This window comes from Nitrospirillum guaranorum (assembly GCF_034653275.1).
Taxonomy (GTDB): domain Bacteria; phylum Pseudomonadota; class Alphaproteobacteria; order Azospirillales; family Azospirillaceae; genus Nitrospirillum.
Map to the genome: position 1 here is coordinate 2,685,838 of NZ_JAYEES010000003.1, position 18,581 is coordinate 2,704,418.

Consider the following 18,581-nt stretch of genomic DNA (forward strand, 5'->3'; position numbering starts at 1 on the left):
CGCGGACGGGGATACCTCAGCAACTCCTATGCCAAAGGTTAGCCGGGGAACCGTTGCTCAACGCAGCGGGCCGGTGGCCCCGCCGACCACCACAGTGGCCATGGCATCGGGACGCAACAGCCTGGCAGCCACCCGCTGGACATCGGCCAGCGTCACCCGGCGCAGCAGGGCGTTCCGATGGTCGAGGAAACCGGCGGCGTAGCCATCGCGGCGAATATCCAGCAACAGCGCGGCGATGGCGCGGTCGTTGGTGAATTGCAGGGGAAAGGAGCCGGTCAGATAGGTCTGGGCGTCGCGCAGTTCCCGCGCGGTCACCCCGTGGGCGGCCACCTCCGCCAGGGTGTGGCGCACCAGGCCCAAGGCCTGTTCCACCGTGGCGTTGGCGGTGGAGCCGCTGACGATGAACAGATCGGCATGGGCATAGGATTGCAAATTGCATTGCACATCGTAAGACAAGCCGCTCCGGGTGCGCACCGCATCCGCCAAACGCGACTCCAGGCCCTCCCCGCCCAGGATGTGGCTCAGCAACAGCGCGGCGGGCCAGTCGGGGTCGCCCGGGGGAATGCCCGCCCCCGCCTGCACGAACAGGCTCTGCGGCCCCGGCCAGGGCACGGCGACCGGCGGAGCGCCAGTGGCGGGGCGCGCATCGGGAATGGTGGCGGGCGCGGAGGCGGCCGGCAGCGCGCCGAAAATCCAATCCACCGCCGCCGCCAGTTCCGCCGGGTCGATGTCGCCCGCCGCCGTCACCAGCAGTCCTTCCCGGGCCAGGCGCCGGTCGGCGAAGCCCCGCAGGTCGTCGGCGGTGATGGCGGCCAATGTGTCGGACGTGCCACGCAGGGGGCGGCCGTAGGGATGGCCCGGGAACAGCTGGCGGGCCAGGGCATGGTAGGCGACCGTGACAGGGTCCGCCTCCTCCCGCCGCACGGCCACCTGCAACTGGCCCCGGATGCGGGCGACCGCGTCGGCGTCGAAGCGCGGCGCCGTCAGGGCCAGGCGGGCCAGGGTGAACGCCTCCTCCCGATTCTCCCGCAGGGTCAGCAGCGCGCCGGAGAACCAGTCGCGGCTGGCGTTGAAGGCCAGGCCGATGGAATGGTCGGCCAAGCGATTCTGGAAGGCGGCGGAGTCCAGGTCACCCGCCCCCTCGTCCAGCAGGCCGGCCGCCATGGCGGCCAAGCCCAGCTGGTCGGCGGGATCGGTGGCGGCCCCGCCGCGGAAGGACCAGTCCAGCGCGATGATGGGGTTCTTGGCGTCGCGCACCAGCCAGACCTCGATGCCGCCCGGGCTGACCACGCGTTCCATGAGAGACGCCCTGACCGGGAGCGCCTCGGCCGGGGACGCCTCAGCCGCCATCGGCGCGCGCGGCGGAAGGGCGGCCAGCAGCCCCAGCGCCAGCACCCCACACAGGCCCTTCCCCCACTTCATCGGACGGCCCCCTGCGCCATGCCTTGCGCCGCCGCCACGTCCTCCAGTTCCTCCTCCGGCGTCGGGGCGTCGGGGTCGGGCAGCAGCAGGGCGGTGACGGAGCCCTGGCCCCCCAGCACCCCGCGCAGGGCGCGGTTCACGTCGTCCACCGTCACGGTAGCGATGCGGTCGGGCCAGGCCTCGACATCGGCGACGCCCTGCCCCGTGGTCAGCGCCACGCCGAATTCCGAGGCGGGGCCTTGCAGGCTGTCGCGGGCGTAGATGGCGCCGACCCGCAGGCGCCGGATGGCGGCCGCCACCTCCGCCGCGCCGACGCCGTCGTGCAGCAGGCGGGCCAGCTCGGCGTTCAGGCCGGCCTCGGCATCCGCCACCGCCACGTCCGGCCCGGGCACCACGCCCAGGCTGAACTGACCCGGCCCCAGCGCGTCGGCCAAGTAATCGACGCTGACCCCCGCCGCCAGGCGCTGGCGCACCACCAGCGCCTGGTAGAGGCGGCCGGTGGCGCCACCGCCCAGGATGGTCTGTAACACCTCCAGCGCGTAGACCTGCGCCGGCTCGGCGGCCCAACCGTGGGAGGGGGCCAACCATATCCGGCTCAGCGACGGCTGGCGCACCTGGGCGTCCTTCAGTTCGATGCGGCGCCCCTCCCCGCCGGCCGACACCGCCCCCCGCGCCGCCACCCGGTCGGGGACCGGGCGGGCGGGGATGCGGCCGAAGGTGGCCTCCGCCAGGGGGCGCAGGGTGGCGGCGCTGATGTCGCCCGCCACCACCAGCACGGCGTTGTTGGGCGCGTACCAGGCGCGATAGTAGGCCTGGGCGTCGGCCGGGGTCAGGGCGGCCACCTCCCCGGGCCGGCCCACCACGGGCCTGGCATAGGGATAGGCCTGGAACAGGGCCGCCTGCACCCGTTCCCGCAGGCGGGCGGCGGGGCTGGCCTCCGTCCGCTGCCGCCGCTCGTTCAGCACCACCGCCAGTTCCGGCGCCGCCGTCGCGGGCATGATGCGCAGATTGGCCATGCGGTCGGCCTCCAACCGCAGGGTCAGGGGCAACTGGTCGCGCGCGATGGTCTGGAAATAGGCCGTCTGGTCCTGGTTGGTGTAGGCGTTCTCCACCCCGCCATGCGCCGCCACCCGCCGGGAAAAGGCGCCGGATGGCACGGTGGCCGTGCCCCGGAACATCAGGTGCTCCAGGTAATGGGCGACGCCTGACTTGCCCGCCGGCTCATCCGCGGCACCGGCCTTGTAGAACAGCATCTGGGTGACGACCGGGGCGCGGTGGTTGGGCACCACCACCACCTGCAGGCCATTGGCCAGCGTGAAGGTCTCGGGATCGAAAACCCGGGCCAGGGCCGCCGCCGGCATCATGAGGGCAAGCGCCAGGGCCGCGAACCGCGTCCCCCAGAAAGGCCGCCAAAAGACGCCCAAGGCCCCGCCACTCCCGCTACATGCCGCCCCGTTTCCCAGAGGAATAACATGGGTGCGGCACGGCCCCAAGGGAAGCTGGCGTTGGGATGCGCACGCCGGCACCGTCCTGCCAGCCGCCATCACGCGCACAACAAAAGGCCCGGGCGGGATGTCATCCCGTCCGGGCCTTTGAACCCTGCTCCCTTAGCGGGAAGAACCGGCGGAGCTGCTGTCGCGCTGCACCGTCGGGCCGTTTGCCGCCGGCTTGTCGTCGCCCTTCCAGAACATCAGGCTGTCCAGGAAGCCACGGTCGCCGACCACGGTGCCCGGCCATTCCTTGTCGATGATCTTGCGGATCTGGGGATCGGCCTGGTCGCCGCCGGCCTTGGCCACCAGGGCGGCCTCGCCCTTGCTCTGGTTGGCGGTGGCGGAAGCCACGGCCGTCGCCTCGGTGGTGGCGGCGCCGAACACGGTGCTGGTGGCGCGCGTCTCCTTCACGATTTCCTGCGGGCGCGGGCTGCCCGGCTGCGGCGGACGCAGGTTGAAATCGGGCGGCACCTCCAGCGGCGCGCGCGCCAGCACCCGGAACTCGTCCGGAGTCGGGCGCGACCCGCCGAACAGGTAGTCCAGGCTGTCACACCCCGTCAGGGCTGCCAAACCGGCCGCCGCGAGCATCAGCCGCGCGCTAAACACCTTAGAATTCTCGCCCATATCCTCGTCCGTCGAATGTAGGCCCCGAACCCCGGGACCCCCGTGAACCTGACCCAAAAACGGAACCAACCCCATCCGCGGAGCCCCACCGCTCCGTTGACGGCGACACCCTACCGCGTCGCGGGCTTGACGAACAGCCCATCCACGACCAGCACCAGCATGCCGACGACGATGCCGCTATCGGCAACGTTGAATGCCGGCCAATGCCACGCCGCGATGTGGAAGTCCAGAAAATCAACGACGGCGCCCAGGCGCAGCCGGTCGATCACGTTCCCCAAAGCCCCGCCGATCACCATGCCGGCGCACACCGCCTCGATCAGGCGGGCCGCGCGGCGCATCCACACCGCCATGGCGGCGGTGATGACCAGGGCTAACACGATCAACATGACCGTCCCCGTCGCGCCGCCCTGATTAAACAGGCCGAAGCTGACGCCGTGGTTCCACACCAGCACCAGGTTGAAGAAGGGCAGCAGGGTCACGCCGTCGCCGGCCTCGGCGAAGCGGTCCAGGATGGCGGCCTTGCTGGCCTGGTCGGCGGCCAGGATGACGGCCGCCGCCAACAGGCCGGGAACGCCGAACCGCCCCAACACGCGGGTCAGCATGCTCATACGGGATGGCCCCCCGCCAGACCGACGGCGTCATCGCAGCGATGGCACAGCTGCTCCACCCCCTCGGCGGCGGCCGGCACCTCCGGCAGGATGCGCCAGCAGCGCTCGCACTTCTCGCCCTCGGCCGGGCTGAAGACCACGCCCACGCCGGCCACGTCGGCCAAGGCGAAGGCGCCCTCGGGTGCGGCGCCCACCGTCACGGTGATGCCGGAGGTGATGCTGATCTCCGCCAGGTCCAGGCCGGCCAGGGCCGCGTGGTGGGCCTCCTGCACGTACACCGTGGGGTGCGCCTGCAGGGAGGAGCCGATGGTCTTGTCGGCACGCTTCAGTTCCAGCGCGCCCGTGACCGCGCGGCGCACATCGCGCACCACGGTCCAGCGGGCGGCCAGGGCGTCGTCGCGCCAATCGGCCGGGATCTCGGGAAACTGGCGCAGGTGCACGCTTTCCGGCCAGGCGGCGCGGCGGGTGTCGTCGCCCTCCGCCAGGAAGGCCAGCCAGGCCTCTTCCGCCGTGAAGCACAGGATGGGGGCCAGCCAGGCGGTCAGCGTCACGAACAGCCGTTCCAGCACCGTGCGCACGGCGCGGCGGCGGGCGCTGGCCGGCGCGTCGCAGTACAGGCTGTCCTTGCGGACGTCGAAGTAGAAGGCCGACAGGTCCACGGCGCAGAAGTTATGCAGCTCGGTGATCAGGCGGTGCAGGTCGTATTCCTTGGTGGACTGGCGCACGATGGCGTCCATCTCCGCCAGGCGGTGCAGCACCCAGCGCTCCAGGTCCGGCATGGCCGCCGGCTCCACCCGCTCCGCCTCGGTGAAGTCGGCCAGGGCACCCAGCAGGTAGCGCAGGGTGTTGCGCAGGCGGCGGTAGAGATCGGCGTTGCTCTTCAGGATCTCCTTGCCGACCTTGAGGTCCTCCGAATAGTCGGAGCCGACGACCCACAGGCGCAGGATGTCGGCGCCGTATTCCTCCATCACCTGCTGCGGCGCCACCACGTTGCCCAGGGACTTGGACATCTTGCGGCCCTGCTCATCCAGGGCGAAGCCGTGGGTCAGCACCGCCTTGAAGGGCGCGCGGCCCCGGGTGCCGCAGCTTTCCAGCAGCGAGGAATGGAACCAGCCGCGATGCTGGTCCGACCCTTCCAGGTAGAGGTCGGCGGGCGACGACAGGTCGTTGCGCCGCTCCAGCACGAAGGCGTGGGTGGAGCCCGATTCGAACCAGACGTCCACGATGTCGAACACCTGGTCGAAATCGGCCGGGTCGTAGTCCGGACCCAGGAAGTCGGCGGCGGGGCGGTTGTACCAGGCGTCCGCCCCCTCGGTCTCGAAGAAGCTGGCGATGCGGTTCAACACGCCTTCATCCTTCAGGGGCTGGCCATCCGCCTTGGACAGGAACAGGGCGATGGGCACGCCCCAGGCGCGCTGGCGGCTGATGCACCAGTCGGGACGGCTTTCCACCATGGCGTGGATGCGGTTGCGGCCCTGTGGCGGCACCCATTGCGTCTCATCGATGGCCGCCAGCGCCCGCGCCCGCAGGTCGTTGGTGTCCATGGAGATGAACCACTGCGGCGTGGTGCGGAAGATCAGCGGCGCCTTGGAGCGCCAGCTGTGCGGATAGCTGTGCTTCAGGTTACCCTTGGCCAGCAGCGCCCCTTGCGCGATCAGCGCGCTGATGGACTTGCCGTTGGCGTCGCCCGGCTTGCCTTCCGGCGTATAGACGCGGGCGCCGGCGAACAGCGGCACATGGGGGTAGTAGCTGCCGTCCGCGTCCACGGTCTGCGGCACCTCCAGCCCGAACTTGCGGCCGAGGTCGAAGTCCTCCGCGCCATGGCCGGGGGCGGTGTGGACGAAGCCGGTGCCGGCGTCGGACGTGACATGGTCGCCCGGCAGCAGCGGCACGGGGTAGTCGTAGCCGCCGTTGGCCTCCGGATGGCCCCGGAAGGGATGGGCCAGGATGGCGCCCTTGAGGTCGGCGGCGGTGACGTCCGCCCCCTTCTCAAACGTCGCCTTGGCCGACGCCGCCACGCCCTCGGCCAGCGCCTGGGCCAGGATCAGCGTCTCACCCACCTTGGCGAGCGAGCCTTCCAGCGCCTCGGTCACCGTGTAGACCGCATAGGCGATCTCCTCGCCGTAGGCCACGGCGCGGTTGCCCGGCATGGTCCAGGGGGTGGTGGTCCAGATGACGACCGACGCGCCGTTCAGCACGGGCGTGGGCGCCGTCACCACGGGGAAGCGCACCCAGATCATGGGCGAGGTCACATCCTGGTACTCGACCTCCGCCTCGGCCAGGGCGGTCTTTTCCACCACCGACCACATGACGGGCTTGGCGCCCTTGTACAGGCCGCCGTTCAGCAGGAACTTGTGGATCTCGCGCACGATGGCGGACTCGGCGTCGAACGCCATGGTCAGGTAGGGGTTCTGCCAGTCGCCCTCCACCCCCAGGCGCCGGAACTCCGCGGCCTGGATGCCCACCCACTCGGCGGCGAAGTTGCGGCACTCGGCCCGGAACTGCAGGACCGGCACCTGGTCCTTGTCCTTGCCGGCCTTGCGGTACTTCTCCTCGATCTTCCACTCGATGGGCAGGCCGTGGCAGTCCCAGCCGGGGACGTAGACCGCGTTGCGGCCCTGCATCTGCTGGCTGCGGACGACCACATCCTTCAGGATCTTATTGACCGCGTGGCCGATGTGGATGTTGCCGTTGGCGTAGGGCGGGCCGTCATGCAGCACGAAGGGCGCGCGGTCCGCCCCGTCCTGGCGCAACTTGCCGTACAGGTCGATGGCCGCCCAGTGGGCCAGCAGCTCCGGCTCCTTCTTCGGCAGGCCGCCACGCATGGGGAAATCGGTGCGCGGCAGGAAAACGGTGTCTTTGAGATCACGGGTCATGGCGGGTCAGAAAATCCGGTGTTCGGATGGCGGCCTTGCCCTTGTCCGGAGGCGGATGCGGGCGCCCCGGGGGTAAGGCCGGCGGGATAGTCGGCGGTGATGGTACGCGGATGAGCACGCCCTGGTCCCGGCCCCCCTCAGGAGACCGGGTCGATAATTCGCAGGTCCATGACCCTGATCTGGCGCGTTGGCAACATGGGGGCGGATGTTAGCAGCCGCCCCCCGTGGGTCAAGCAAGATGGGAAGCGGCCGGCGGGTGTCAAGGCGGTGACCGGGTTCACGCCGGGGGCAGGGTCGCGAGGCGGACACGCGCCTCGTCCGCGTCCCGGGCGATCTGGTCCCTCAGCGCCTGGAAATTCTCGAACTTCATCTCCGGCCGGATGAAGTCCAGCAGCCGCACGCGGACATGGCGACCATAGAGGTCGCCGTCGAAGTCGAACAGGTGGGCCTCCAGCCGTTCCACCGTGCCGCCCACGGTGGGGCGGCGGCCCAGGTTGGCCACACCATCGTGCCAGACCGTGCCCGCGCCTTCGTCCACGCCGGCGCGCACGGCGTAGACGCCGAAATGGGGCCGCAGATAATCGTGGATTTCGATGTTGGCGGTGGGAAAGCCGATGGTGCGGCCCCGCTTGTCGCCATGCTCCACCCGGCCCTCGATCTCGAAGGGGTGGCCCAGGATGGCCGCCGCGTCCTGCGGCCGGCCCTCCTGCAGGTGACGGCGGACCGCGGTGGAGGAATAGGGCTCGCCCGCGCCATCGGCCACCGGCCGCGCCTCGGTCACGCCGAAACCGTGGCGGTCGCCCAGCGCGCGCAGCAACGCCATGTCGCCGCTCCGGTTGTGACCGAACAGGAAGTCGTAGCCGGCCACCACATGGCGCACGCCCAAACCCTGGACCAGCACCGTCTCCACGAATTCCTCGGCCGTCATGCCCGCCAGGGCGGCATCGAAGTGCAGGACCACCATGGCGTCCACGCCCAGGGCCTCGACCAGGTGGGCCTTGATGCGCAGGGGGGTCAGACGGAAAGGCGGGTCGTTGGGGCGGAAAAAGCCGCGCGGGTGCGGCTCGAACGTCAGCACGGCGGCTGGGCGGCCCAGGTCGTCGGCCAGCGCGCGGGCCTGGCCGATGACGGCGCGGTGGCCCAGATGCACGCCGTCGAAATTGCCCAGGGCCACCACGGCCCCGCGCAGGTCGGCGGGCGCATCCTCATAGTGGCGCAATAACTTCATGACCGGCGGCTTTCCGTCGACTTGAGGTGGGCCGTGAACAGGCGGGTATCCGATGCGTCCGGATATAGGCTCTAACACCCCGCCGTGCAAAGCCCTTCCCGCGCAAGCCCCCTGCCCTCAGGCCGCATGGGCGGGGCCGGAATAAATCTTCAGCCGGGCGTTCAGGGCGGCGCTGGCGAACAGCAGGATGGCGGTCACGAAGAACACGGCGCGCATGCCGACATGGCCCCCGACAAAGCCGCCCAGCAGCGGCCCCGCCACCTGACCGGCGAACTGGGCGGAGGTGGAATAGCCCAGGATGGCGCCCGCCACCCGGTCGGGCACGGCATGGCGGATCAGGGTGGTGATGGCCGGCAGCAACCCCGCCAAGGTCAGGCCCATGAGGAAACGCAGGCCCACCAGCTGCCAGACGTGGGTGACGAAGGCCTGGGGGATCATCAGCGCGCCGGTGGCGGCCAGGCAGGCGATGACCACGGTGCGCGGCCCCAGCCGGTCGGTCAGCCGCCCCACGCGGGGCGCCGCCAGCATGCTGGCCAGGGCGCCGCCCGCCATCACCAGGCCGGACAGGAAGGCGATGTCGCTGCCGGGGGCAGCGATCTGGCCGACATAGACGGTGATGATGGGCTCGATCGACATGTTGGCCACCATCAGCATGCAGGCGGTCAGCAGCATGGCGTAGACCGGCCGCCGGTCGGGAATCTGGCGCCACGGGCTGCCGGCGACGTGGGGACCGGCGGCCCTGGCCCGCGGCTCCTCCCGGATCAGGGTGGCGGTGGCGATGAAGGTGAGGAAGATGACGCCGGCGGCGGCGAAGAAGGTCTGCCGCAGGCCGATCAGGCCGGGCAGCGCCCCGCCGATCAGCGGCCCCGCCAGGCTGCCGGCCAGCATGCCGGTGGACAGGATGCCCAGCGCCCAGCCCGAGCGCGCCTTGGGCGTCTGCGTCGCCACCAGCACGATGGAGCCGGAGGCGTAACCGCCCAGCAGGCCAGCCAGCAGGCGCAGGGCCGCCAGCTGATAGACGTCCTGCACCAGGCCGGTCAGGGCGATGGCCACCGTCATGGCCAGGCTGGCGCGGATCAGGATGACCTTGCGGCCGTAGCGGTCGGCGAACTTGCCCCACAGGGGGGCGGTGGCGCCGGCGCCGAAGAAGGTGGCGCCATAGGCGATGCCCGACCACTGCACGATGGCCGCGTGCCCCACCACCCCCAGACGCTCCACGTACAGCGGCAGGAAGGGCAGGATCAGGCTGAGGCCCGCGATGGTGGTGAAGGACCCGAACAGGCAGACGTACAGGTTCCGTCGCCAATGCAGGGATTCCATGATGGCCATCCTCAAAATCAACCGTTCGCCCTGGAAACTGGCGCCGCTGACGCCAGAGGTCCAATATATGGCGCAGGCGATCGTGATCGCTTTCAGCAATGGCGGGGCCAGGACCATGGAACTACGCCACGTCCGCTATTTCCTGGCGGTGGCCGAGGAAGGCAACTTCACCCGCGCCGCGGCGCGCCTGGGCATCGGCCAGCCGCCGCTGAGCCAGCAGATCAAGGCCCTGGAGCGCGAGGTGGGGGCCGCGCTGTTCCACCGCGTGCCCCATGGCGCCGAACTGACGGAGGCGGGCCGCGCCTTCCTGGACCGCGTTCGCCCCTTCCCCACCCTGGCGCAGCGGGCCCTGGACGGCGCGCGGCGGGCGGCGCGGGGGGAGCTGGGCAGCCTGCGGGCGGGCTTCACCTCCTCGTCCGCCTTCAACCCGGCGGTGGCCGGCGCCATCCGGGCCTTTCGCCGGGCCTACCCTGAAGTGGACCTGGGCCTGGTCGAATCGAATTCCATTCCCCTGCTGGCGGCACTGGAAGCGGGTGAGGTCGACATCATCTTCCTGCGTACCGATCCGCCCCCGGGCGGCCCGGTGCGGAGCCGCCTGCTGGCGGTCGAGCCCATGGTGGCCGTCCTGCCGGCCGGCCATCCGGCAGCCGGTGCCCCGGTGCTGGATCTGGGCCGGCTGCGGGACGATCCCTTCATCCTGTTTCCCCGGGGTGCCGGGCCCAGCATGTTCGAAACCACCTTGGCCGCCTGCCGCGCCGCCGGGTTCGAGCCGCGGCTGTACCAGACGGCGCCGCAGATGAGTTCCATCGTCAACCTGGTGGCGGCCGAACTGGGCGTGTCCATCATGCCGGCGTCGATGTCCCAGGTGCGGGTGGCGGGCGTGGTCTTCCGGCCCCTGGCCCCGCTGCCGGACATCCCCCAGCCGACCGCCCGGCTGGCGCTGGCCTGGCGGCGGGGTGACACGCGTGTACTGGTGCGCAACTTCATCAACCACGCGGGCCCCGCCTTGGCCGAACCCGAGGGCGCGGATGAAACTTCTTCCACATCCCTGTGAGCGCGCGCATAGCGGGAAGCGGCACCCCGCCAATAATCTGACAAAATGTGCAGATATGGATCGGCGACTTGATCGCGGCCCCGAATCGCGCCGACAATGGGGACAACAGCGCCGAGAACTATGCGGGCCGGAACCGTCGCCGTCATGGACAACGCAGTCGAAACAACCCCGGGCGCGCCATCCCCCGGCGCCACGCCGGCGGGATGGACCTACCCATCGGGCGGCGCCGGGTGGGCCTTCCTGTATCTGGACCGCCCGGACGGCGCGCGGCTGCGCCTGGGCTGCTGGCAGAGCGGGGGAAGCGAGAGCCGCCGCGGCACCTGCCTGCTGGTCAACGGCCGCAGCGAATTCCTGGAAAAGTATGCGGAGCAGGCGGCGGAGTGGGCCGCCCGGGGGTGGCGCGTCGTGTCGTTCGACTGGCGCGGCCAGGGCCTGTCCACCCGGCCCTTGCCCAACCGCCAGCTGGGGCACATCGACGACTTCTCGACCTACCTGGAGGATCTGGAGGCCATCGTGGCCGCCCTGTGCCCGCCCACCGGGCCGGTCGTCGCCTTCGCCCACAGCATGGGCGGCCACCTGATGCTGCGTCATGTGCTGGACTGCGACACGGCGATGGAGGTGCCGCGGCTGAAGGCCCTGATCCTGTCGGCCGCCATGCTGCGCATCAACACCGCCCCCCTGCCCGGCCGCGCCGCCGCCCTGATCGCCAACCTGGCCTGCCGCCAGGGCAAGGCGGAGGCGTACGCCCCCGGCCAGCGTGACTTCGACCCTGACGCGCAACGGTTCGAGGGCAACCCCCTGACCAGCGACCCGCGCCGCTTCAACGTGGCGCTGGACGCCTGCCGGAAGCAGCCGGACCTATGCCTGGGCGGCGTCACCTATGGCTGGCTGGCGGCAGCCTACCGCTCCACCGACTATCTCGCCCACACCACCATGTCGGGCCTGGACCTGCCCATCCAGATCCTGGCGGCCGGCGCCGACCGGATCGTCAGTTCCCCGGCCTTGCGTGCCCTGGCCCGCCGCCTGCCCGACGCCCGTTTCCACAACTACCCGGGCGCCCGGCACGAACTGATGATGGAGAACGACACCATCCGCCGCGCCGTGTGGGAGGATGTGGACAACTTCCTGGAAGAGACCGGGCTGTAGGGTTTTAGAGTTTTTCCGACTTTCGTTGAAGCGTCGGAAAAACGCCGCCTCACCCCTGGTCCGGCGGCATCAGCATCAGGGGTTGCAGCGCCGGGGCGAGGACGCGCAGCAGCTGGGCCGGCAGGGCGCTGGTGAAGTGGTAGTTGGCGGCCTGGGCCCCGTGGACGTGGGCGGTGATGACACCGAAGAAGCGGTCGCCGGCGTAGAAGACGAAGGTGGCGGTACGGTTCACCACCCGTGATTCCAGCAGCACCCCGCCCGGCCCGAAGCGGTCGAAGCGCTGGTCGCCGGTGCCGGTCTTGCCGCCGAGCGGCAGCGGATTGCCCTCGGCATCGTGGAAGGCGCCCTTTGCACGCTGGGCCGTGCCGTTCTGCACCACGTCCAGCAGATGGGCCTTCACCACCTCCACCAGGTCATGGGACAGCACCCGTTCCCCCTTCATCTGGTCATCCAGGCCCACCACCGTCTCATAGGGCGTGCCGGCGGCGAAGTGCAGGCGGGTGACGCGGGCGGTGGGCAGGCGGATGCCGTCATTGACGACGATGCCCATCAGGTCGGCCAGCGCCCCCGGCCGGTCGCCCGAGCTGCCGATGGAGGTGGCGTAGGAGGGCACCAGCGCCTCGAAGGGATAGCCCAGGCGCTTCCAGTCGGCATGGATGCGGGCGAAGGCCTCCTCCTCCAGCACGATGCCGATGCGCGTGTCCTGCGCGTGCTTGTAGCGGGTGGAGAACAGCCACTGATAGCTTTCCTGGCGCGAGGTGCTGCTCTCCTTCAGCATCTGACGCTTCGGCGCCTTGGGGCTTTCCTGCAGATAGGCCACCAGCCACAGTTCCAGCGGGTGCACGCCGGCCATGTAGCCGCGGTCGTTCAGGCTCCACTTTTCCGGATCGGCCTTCTCGAACAGGGCGGCCACGGTAGCCGGCTTCAGCGGCTGGGGCTTGGCGTTGGCATGCGTCCCGGGCTGCCGGTTGTCGTTTTCCACCGCGCCATGGGCGGCCAGGAAGCGGGCCAGATCCTCCGGTGTCGAATTCGGCCGGACGGAGCGGTAGATGACGGCCAGCCGTTCCTCCCGCGTGCCGGCCTTGGCCGCCAGCTTTTCCAGCGCCTTGTCGGGGCTGAGGCCGCCGTATTCGTCCCAGAAGTGGTTGAGGAAGGTGCTGCCCTCCCGGTCCGCGAACTGGGCAAGATAGGTCTGGCGGGCCGGATGGTGCGGATCGTCCAGGACGTCGTCCTTCCGCGCCGGGCCCTCGGCGATGTAGTGGTTCACCACGTCGCGCATCAGGCGGATGAACACCAGGTTGACCGAGCGGCGCAGCGCCTCCGACACCGTCAGGATGCGGTGGTCGTCCGACTTTTCGAAGTTGTTGAAGCTGTGCAGGCCGCCGCCGGTGAAGAAGCGCTCCCCCGTCCCGGCGGAATAGGTGCGCTCCATGGCCGCGTTCAGCATGGCCGGCAGGCCTTGGTCCCCGGTCTGCGCCAGCGTGTCGGTCACCCAGCGGGTGAGGTTGTCGTCCGCCGCGGCCGAGATGTCGCGCAGCGCGGCAGCGTCGCGCTGGTGATAGTCGCGGTACAGCTTCTCGATGATCTCCAGGTAGGAGATCAGGGTGCGCAGCTTGGCGGTGGAGCCCAGGTCCAGCCGCGCGCCCTCGTTCAGGTCCAGCGGCTGGTCCAGGGTGTCGACCTGCACCCGCACCAGGTTGGCATGGGGGGCCCGCTCATACAGGGTGACGGAATAGACCACCTTGGCCGGATCGGCGCCGGTCAGCAGCCGGTCGCCGGTCAGGCCCAGCTCCGCCGTCGCCGCCGGGTCCGCCAGGCGCTTCAGCACCCCGGTCACCCGCTCCTGCGCCGCCTGGTCCAACGTCGTCTCGGTCGTCAGATCCAGGCGGTCCAACTGGTACAGCGTATGGGCGCCCAGCATCGTGGTCAGGCGGTTGCGGATGGCGTTGACCGCCTTCTGCTCCACATACGACACGTCGGGCGGGTCCGGCGTCTCCTCCCGGAAGCGCAGCTTGAAGTTCTGGGCGGCGTCGGCCAGCGCCGGCGGGATGACGCCCGCCTTCTCCAGCACCCGCAGATGCTCGTTGCACAGGGCGTCCAGCGCCGTGCGGTTGGTGGTGAGGTAGAAGGATGGCCGCCGCTGGGCCAGCAGCAGGCTCAGCACCTGTTTGTAGACCACGGCCTGGGTCGCCAGATCCTCTTCCGTCCGGGGCGTCGCCCGCAGGATCTGGTTGGCGGCCACGAAGTCGGTGCCGTACCAGGCCCACAGGCCGTCGCCCAGGCCGTTGATCTCGCCGATGCCGGGCCGCGCCGACAGGGGCGTGGAGTTCAGATAATCCACCAGGATGCGGTAACGGGTCTGCGTGGTGTCGGCGCCGTCCATATAGGCGCGCATGCTGGCCGACGCCATCTGGCGCAGCTTCTCCACCCCATCCGCCGTCTGGCCCCCGGCGGAATGGCGGTACTTCTCCGTCTGGGTCGCCAGGGTGCTGCCGCCAATCCGCTGGGCGCCGGGGTTGACGACCTGCAACGGGATCTGCAGCAGGGCCAGGCCGAAGCGATCCCAATCCACCGCCGGGTTGCGGTAGGGATGGGCCGGGTCCAGCAGCTGGCGGTTCTCGATGAACAGCAGGGTGTTGGCCACCAGGGGCGGGACGGAGGCGTAGCTGGTGAACACCCGCTCCGGATAGCTGGCGCCGTAGAGCAGCGTGCCGCCCCGGTCCAGCACCTGCAGCCCGGCCGAGGTCTTTTCCGCGTATGGCGGGTAGAAGCTGAGGTCCAGATAGTCCAGCAGGGTGGGCGACATGCGCGCCTGCGCGGTGACGCGGTAGGGCCCGGCCGTCAGCCGTTCCAGGAAGCTGGGCATCTGGGTGTAGCCCAACCGCTCGTCATACGGCCCCGCCGTGGGATAGCGCACGGCGGTGGTGGGGCCGGGATAGACGGAATAGCGCAGGTCGCGCCCGACCCGGGCCAGCAGCACGGATTCGAAGCCCGACGTCTCCGTCTCCAGCCAGGCGGCGCCGCCGATGCAGCCCAGGATGGCCAGGCTGGTGGTCCAGCCCAGGATGCGCACCCATAGCGGCGTGCCCCGCCGCCGGACTTTCGGCGGCTTGGGCGCGGCGTCGGCCGTCTCCGCCCGTGACCCCGCCCCCGGCGCCAGGCGGGAGACGGGCGGGCGCAAGGCGGCCAAGGTATCGGCCCGCCCATTGACACCCGTCAGGGAAGCCCCGCCCAAGCTGTTGTCGGTGCTGGTCGTCATCGCCCGCGTACGCGGTACCCCCCTCAGCGCAGACCCATCATAGGCCACCGGGCAGAGGCTCACCCCCCACCTCAACTAAGCGGCCTATCCTGCCCGCGATCAAGCGATATCAGGGTCAGCCCCCTGTAGGGGGTAGGTTTTGCCGCCGGTTTGACCAAATGCGCGGGCGTCGACGCAAAGCCCGTGCCGGGCAGGAGCATCCCGCCCGGGCGTTTTACCGGGCGCGGCCGAACGCCGCCAGCAGATGGCCGGCCAGATCGGCGCGGGCCACGGCGGCCTGCTCGCCGCTGGCCAGGCGCTTGACCGTGACGGTGCCGGCGGCGGCCTCGTCCGGACCCATCATCAACACCACGGGGATGCCGGCGCGGTCGGCATATTTCATCTGCTTGGCGATTTTTGCCGGCTCCAGATGCACCTCGACGTTCAGGCCGGCGGTGCGCAGCTCACCCGCCAGGGCCAGGTAGTCGGGCAGCAGCTCGGGCGCGAACTGGGTGACCAGCACGTCGATGGTGCTGGTCTGGTCCTTCACCAGGCCGGCCTGGTCCAGCACGTAGAACAGGCGGGTGGCGCCGATGGAGATGCCCACGCCCGGCAGCTTGCTCTTGGTGTACTGGCTGGCCAGGTTGTCGTAGCGCCCACCGGAGCAGACGCTGCCCATCTGCGGGAAATCGGTCAGGAAGGTCTCATACACCGTGCCGGTGTAGTAATCGAGACCGCGGGTGATGGAGAAGTTGACCCGGAAGTGGCTGTCGGGCACGCCCAGGGCGCGCAGGCCCGCCACCACCTGGGTCAGTTCGTCCAGGCCTTCCTGGGCCAAGGCGCTGGCGCTGCCCAGATCCTTGGCCTTGGCCAGCATCTCGTCCGTGGTGCCGTCGATGCCGACGAAGGCCAGGATGGCGTCGGCCGTCGCGGCCGACAGCGCCTGTTCCCCCGTCAGGGTGGTACGCACGGCGTCCACGCCCACCTTGGGCAGCTTGTCGATCTCGCGCAGCACGGCGGCCTGGGCCTCACCCTCGGTCAGGCCCAGCCCTTCCAGGAAGCCACGCAGGATCTTGCGGTTGGACAGGTTGATCTGGAAGGGGCCGACATCGATGCCCACCTGCGCCAGGTCGCGGAACACGGTGTAGATGACGGCCGGCATTTCCGCGTCATAGGCGACGGACAGGCTGTCCTTGCCGATGACGTCGATGTCGCACTGGTAGAACTCGCGATAGCGCCCCTTCTGCGCCCGCTCCCCCCGATAGACGCGCTGGATCTGATAGCGGCGGAAGGGGAAGCTCAGGTCATGCTCATGCTCCGCCACGTAGCGGGCGGTGGGCACGGTCAGGTCGAAGCGCAGGGCGATGTCCGGGCGCTTGGCCTGTTCCAGGGCGCCGGTCGACTGCACGAAATAAATCTGCTTTTCCGTCTCGCCGCCCGATTTGGTCAGCAGCACGTCCACGGTTTCGAACACCGGCGTTTCGATCTGCAGGAAGCCAAAACGCTCATAGCCCCGCCGGATGGTGTCCAGCATGCGCTGGAAGGCGATCTGCTTGGACGGCAGCAGTTCCATCGTGCCGGGCGGCGTGCGGGGGGCGATCAGGGCCATGGGATCGGACTCGGAATCTAAGAGACGGACAAGACGGGCTTCATACCCGATTTGCCCAGCGGTGCGCCACAGGCATGGGCGCCAGCGGCCTGCCCCGGGCCACCGGGGCTTGAGCCCGCGCGCCTGAGCGCGTAGGACTGGCGCCCGGACATCATAAGCCGGACCCTGCCCCATGAGCGCGACCACCGCCGCCCGCCTGACCCTGCACCGCCCCGACGACTGGCACCTGCACGTTCGCACCGGTGCCATGCTGCGCGCCGTGCTGCCGCACTCCGCCCGCCAGATGGGCCGGGCCATCATCATGCCCAACCTGGTGCCGCCGGTGACCGACCGGACCGCCGCCCGGCGCTACAAGGCGGAGATCCAGGAAGCCCTGGCCACCCTGCCGGAAGACGGCGGCGCCCGCTTCCAGCCGCTGATGACCGCCTACCTGACCGATGGCAGCAGCGCCGACGAGATCGCCGCCGGCTATGAGGAGGGCCTGTTCCGGGCGGTGAAGCTGTACCCCGCCCACGCCACCACCAATTCCGCCCACGGCGTCACCGATCTCGCCAACGTGGCCGGCGTGCTGGCGCGCATGCAGGACATCGGCATGCCCCTGCTGGTCCATGGCGAGGTGACCGACCCCGCCATCGACATCTTCGACCGCGAGGCGGTGTTCATCGAGCGCGTGCTGCTGCCGCTGATGGACCGCTACCCGGCCCTGAAGATCGTGCTGGAACACGCGACAACCGAGGAAGCCGTGGCCGTGGTGGAGGCGCACGGGGCCGGGGGCCGCCTCGCCTGCACCATCACCGCCCATCACCTGATGATCAATCGGTCGTCCATCTTCGCGGGCGGCATCCGGCCCCACCTCTATTGCCTGCCCATCGCCAAGCGGGAGAAGCATCGCCTGGCCCTGCGCCGCGCCGCCACCAGCGGCCAGCCCTGGTTCTTCCTGGGCACGGACAGCGCGCCGCACCCCACCAGCGCCAAGGAATCCGGCTGCGGCTGCGCCGGCATCTACACGGCGGCCAGCGCCATCGAGCTCTACGCCCAGGTCTTCGACGAGGAAGGCAGGCTGGACGCGCTGGAGGCCTTCGCCAGCCTGAACGGCCCGCGCTTCCACGGCCTGGCGCCGAATGAGGACACCATCACCCTGGTGCGCGACGGCTATACCGTTCCCGACCTGGTGGACGCCGGCGGCAGCAACGCTGTCCTGCCCTTCCGCGCCGGCGAACGGCTGGACTGGCGCCTGCTGCAAGATTAAACCCGACACCAATCCCAATTCAGTGCCCGAGGCCCCCGATGATCGACGCCCAGACCGCCGCCAGCCTGACCGCCCGCATCCTACTGGACATCAAGGCGATCCATTTCAACGCCACCCAGCCTTTCATCCTGACCTCGGGCAAGGCCAGCCCGGTCTATATCGACTGCCGCAAGGTCATCAGCTTCCCGCGCGCCCGCTCGGCCATCATCGACTACGCCGTGCAGACGGTGATGCGCGATGCCGGGTTCGAGGCGTTTGACGGTGTGGCCGGCGGTGAGACGGCCGGCATCTCCTACGCCGCCTGGATGGCCGACCGCATGGGCCTGCCCATGCAGTACGTGCGCAAGAAGCCCAAAGGCTTCGGCCGCAACGCCCAGATCGAGGGCCAGTTCGACGAGGGCGACCGCATCCTGCTGGTGGAAGATCTGACCACCGACGGCGGCAGCAAGGTGGGCTTCGTCAATGCCCTGCGCCAGGCGGGGGCGGTATGCGAGCATGCCTTCGTCGTCTTCCACTACGGCATCTTCCCCAAGAGCGTGGAGACGATGCGCGACATCGGCGTCACCCTGCATGCCCTGACCACCTGGTGGGACGTGCTGAAAGTGGCCCGCGACCATAACTATTTCGATATCGCAACGATGGCGGAAGTGGAGAAGTTCCTACACGCCCCTGCCGAATGGTCGGCCGCCAACGGCGGTAAGGTGGAAGGATAAACCC

13 protein-coding genes are annotated in these 18,581 nt (G+C 69.9%); 4 read left to right on the forward strand and 9 right to left on the reverse strand.

Annotation, left to right across the window (positions count from 1 at the left end; translation table 11 throughout):
- Positions 1-57: 57 nt before the first annotated feature.
- From UAJ10_RS21325 to UAJ10_RS21355, 7 genes are all read right to left on the reverse strand, one after another.
- Entirely contained in the window at positions 58-1,422 is a 1,365-nt protein-coding gene (locus tag UAJ10_RS21325; protein ID WP_322917213.1) for a M16 family metallopeptidase, read from the reverse strand.
- On the reverse strand, positions 1,419-2,786 hold the full coding sequence (locus UAJ10_RS21330; protein WP_322917214.1) for a M16 family metallopeptidase: 1,368 nt from the start codon (positions 2,784-2,786) through the stop codon (positions 1,419-1,421). Before UAJ10_RS21330 ends, UAJ10_RS21325 begins: the two co-directional genes overlap by 4 nt.
- Positions 2,787-3,029: 243 nt before the next feature.
- Positions 3,030-3,536, reverse strand: a complete 507-nt coding sequence (locus UAJ10_RS21335) for a DUF3035 domain-containing protein (RefSeq protein WP_322917215.1) — start codon at positions 3,534-3,536, stop codon at positions 3,030-3,032.
- Positions 3,537-3,646: 110 nt separating this feature from the next.
- On the reverse strand, positions 3,647-4,144 hold the full coding sequence (lspA, locus tag UAJ10_RS21340) for a signal peptidase II (RefSeq protein ID WP_322917216.1): 498 nt from the start codon (positions 4,142-4,144) through the stop codon (positions 3,647-3,649).
- Positions 4,141-7,020, reverse strand: coding sequence for an isoleucine--tRNA ligase (gene ileS, locus UAJ10_RS21345; protein ID WP_322917217.1), 2,880 nt, complete (start codon positions 7,018-7,020; stop codon positions 4,141-4,143). Before ileS ends, lspA begins: the two co-directional genes overlap by 4 nt.
- Positions 7,021-7,297: 277 nt before the next feature.
- Positions 7,298-8,248 carry a bifunctional riboflavin kinase/FAD synthetase gene (locus tag UAJ10_RS21350; protein WP_322917218.1) on the reverse strand — a complete coding sequence of 317 codons (951 nt, stop codon included), beginning with the start codon at positions 8,246-8,248 and terminating at the stop codon, positions 7,298-7,300.
- Between the two features lie 117 nt (positions 8,249-8,365).
- Positions 8,366-9,568: an MFS transporter gene (locus UAJ10_RS21355; protein WP_322917219.1), complete on the reverse strand. Its 1,203-nt coding sequence runs from the start codon at positions 9,566-9,568 to the stop codon at positions 8,366-8,368.
- A gap of 67 nt (positions 9,569-9,635) precedes the next feature.
- Between UAJ10_RS21355 and UAJ10_RS21360 the strand changes: the two genes are divergently transcribed.
- Both UAJ10_RS21360 and UAJ10_RS21365 read left to right on the forward strand, forming a co-directional pair.
- A complete protein-coding gene (locus tag UAJ10_RS21360; RefSeq protein ID WP_322917220.1) occupies positions 9,636-10,622 on the forward strand; it encodes a LysR family transcriptional regulator in 987 nt (328 codons plus the stop codon).
- Positions 10,623-10,766: 144 nt separating this feature from the next.
- Positions 10,767-11,768: an alpha/beta hydrolase gene (locus UAJ10_RS21365; protein WP_322917221.1), complete on the forward strand. Its 1,002-nt coding sequence runs from the start codon at positions 10,767-10,769 to the stop codon at positions 11,766-11,768.
- 49 nt (positions 11,769-11,817) lie between these two features.
- Here the strand turns inward: UAJ10_RS21365 and UAJ10_RS21370 are convergent, their stop codons facing one another.
- Both UAJ10_RS21370 and hisS read right to left on the reverse strand, forming a co-directional pair.
- Complete coding sequence (locus UAJ10_RS21370; RefSeq protein ID WP_322917222.1) at positions 11,818-15,027, reverse strand: transglycosylase domain-containing protein; 3,210 nt, start codon at positions 15,025-15,027, stop codon at positions 11,818-11,820.
- Between the two features lie 214 nt (positions 15,028-15,241).
- Entirely contained in the window at positions 15,242-16,615 is a 1,374-nt protein-coding gene (gene hisS, locus UAJ10_RS21375) for a histidine--tRNA ligase (protein WP_322917223.1), read from the reverse strand.
- Positions 16,616-16,787: 172 nt separating this feature from the next.
- Here hisS and pyrC point away from each other — a divergent pair, with 172 nt between their 5' ends.
- A complete protein-coding gene (gene pyrC / locus UAJ10_RS21380; protein WP_322917224.1) occupies positions 16,788-17,864 on the forward strand; it encodes a dihydroorotase in 1,077 nt (358 codons plus the stop codon).
- A gap of 38 nt (positions 17,865-17,902) precedes the next feature.
- Entirely contained in the window at positions 17,903-18,577 is a 675-nt protein-coding gene (locus UAJ10_RS21385; RefSeq protein WP_322917225.1) for an orotate phosphoribosyltransferase, read from the forward strand.
- Positions 18,578-18,581 lie beyond the last annotated feature (4 nt).

Bases quoted from the DNA above. Each gene is read 5' to 3' on its own strand.
- UAJ10_RS21325 (WP_322917213.1), bottom strand. From the start codon at position 1,422: ATGAAGTGGGGGAAGGGCCTGTGTGGGGTGCTGGCGCTGGGGCTGCTG.
- UAJ10_RS21330 (WP_322917214.1), bottom strand. From the start codon at position 2,786: ATGATGCCGGCGGCGGCCCTGGCCCGGGTTTTCGATCCCGAGACCTTC.
- UAJ10_RS21335 (WP_322917215.1), bottom strand. From the start codon at position 3,536: ATGGGCGAGAATTCTAAGGTGTTTAGCGCGCGGCTGATGCTCGCGGCG.
- lspA (WP_322917216.1), bottom strand. From the start codon at position 4,144: ATGAGCATGCTGACCCGCGTGTTGGGGCGGTTCGGCGTTCCCGGCCTG.
- ileS (WP_322917217.1), bottom strand. From the start codon at position 7,020: ATGACCCGTGATCTCAAAGACACCGTTTTCCTGCCGCGCACCGATTTC.
- UAJ10_RS21350 (WP_322917218.1), bottom strand. From the start codon at position 8,248: ATGAAGTTATTGCGCCACTATGAGGATGCGCCCGCCGACCTGCGCGGG.
- UAJ10_RS21355 (WP_322917219.1), bottom strand. From the start codon at position 9,568: ATGGAATCCCTGCATTGGCGACGGAACCTGTACGTCTGCCTGTTCGGG.
- UAJ10_RS21360 (WP_322917220.1), top strand. From the start codon at position 9,636: ATGGCGCAGGCGATCGTGATCGCTTTCAGCAATGGCGGGGCCAGGACC.
- UAJ10_RS21365 (WP_322917221.1), top strand. From the start codon at position 10,767: ATGGACAACGCAGTCGAAACAACCCCGGGCGCGCCATCCCCCGGCGCC.
- UAJ10_RS21370 (WP_322917222.1), bottom strand. From the start codon at position 15,027: ATGACGACCAGCACCGACAACAGCTTGGGCGGGGCTTCCCTGACGGGT.
- hisS (WP_322917223.1), bottom strand. From the start codon at position 16,615: ATGGCCCTGATCGCCCCCCGCACGCCGCCCGGCACGATGGAACTGCTG.
- pyrC (WP_322917224.1), top strand. From the start codon at position 16,788: ATGAGCGCGACCACCGCCGCCCGCCTGACCCTGCACCGCCCCGACGAC.
- UAJ10_RS21385 (WP_322917225.1), top strand. From the start codon at position 17,903: ATGATCGACGCCCAGACCGCCGCCAGCCTGACCGCCCGCATCCTACTG.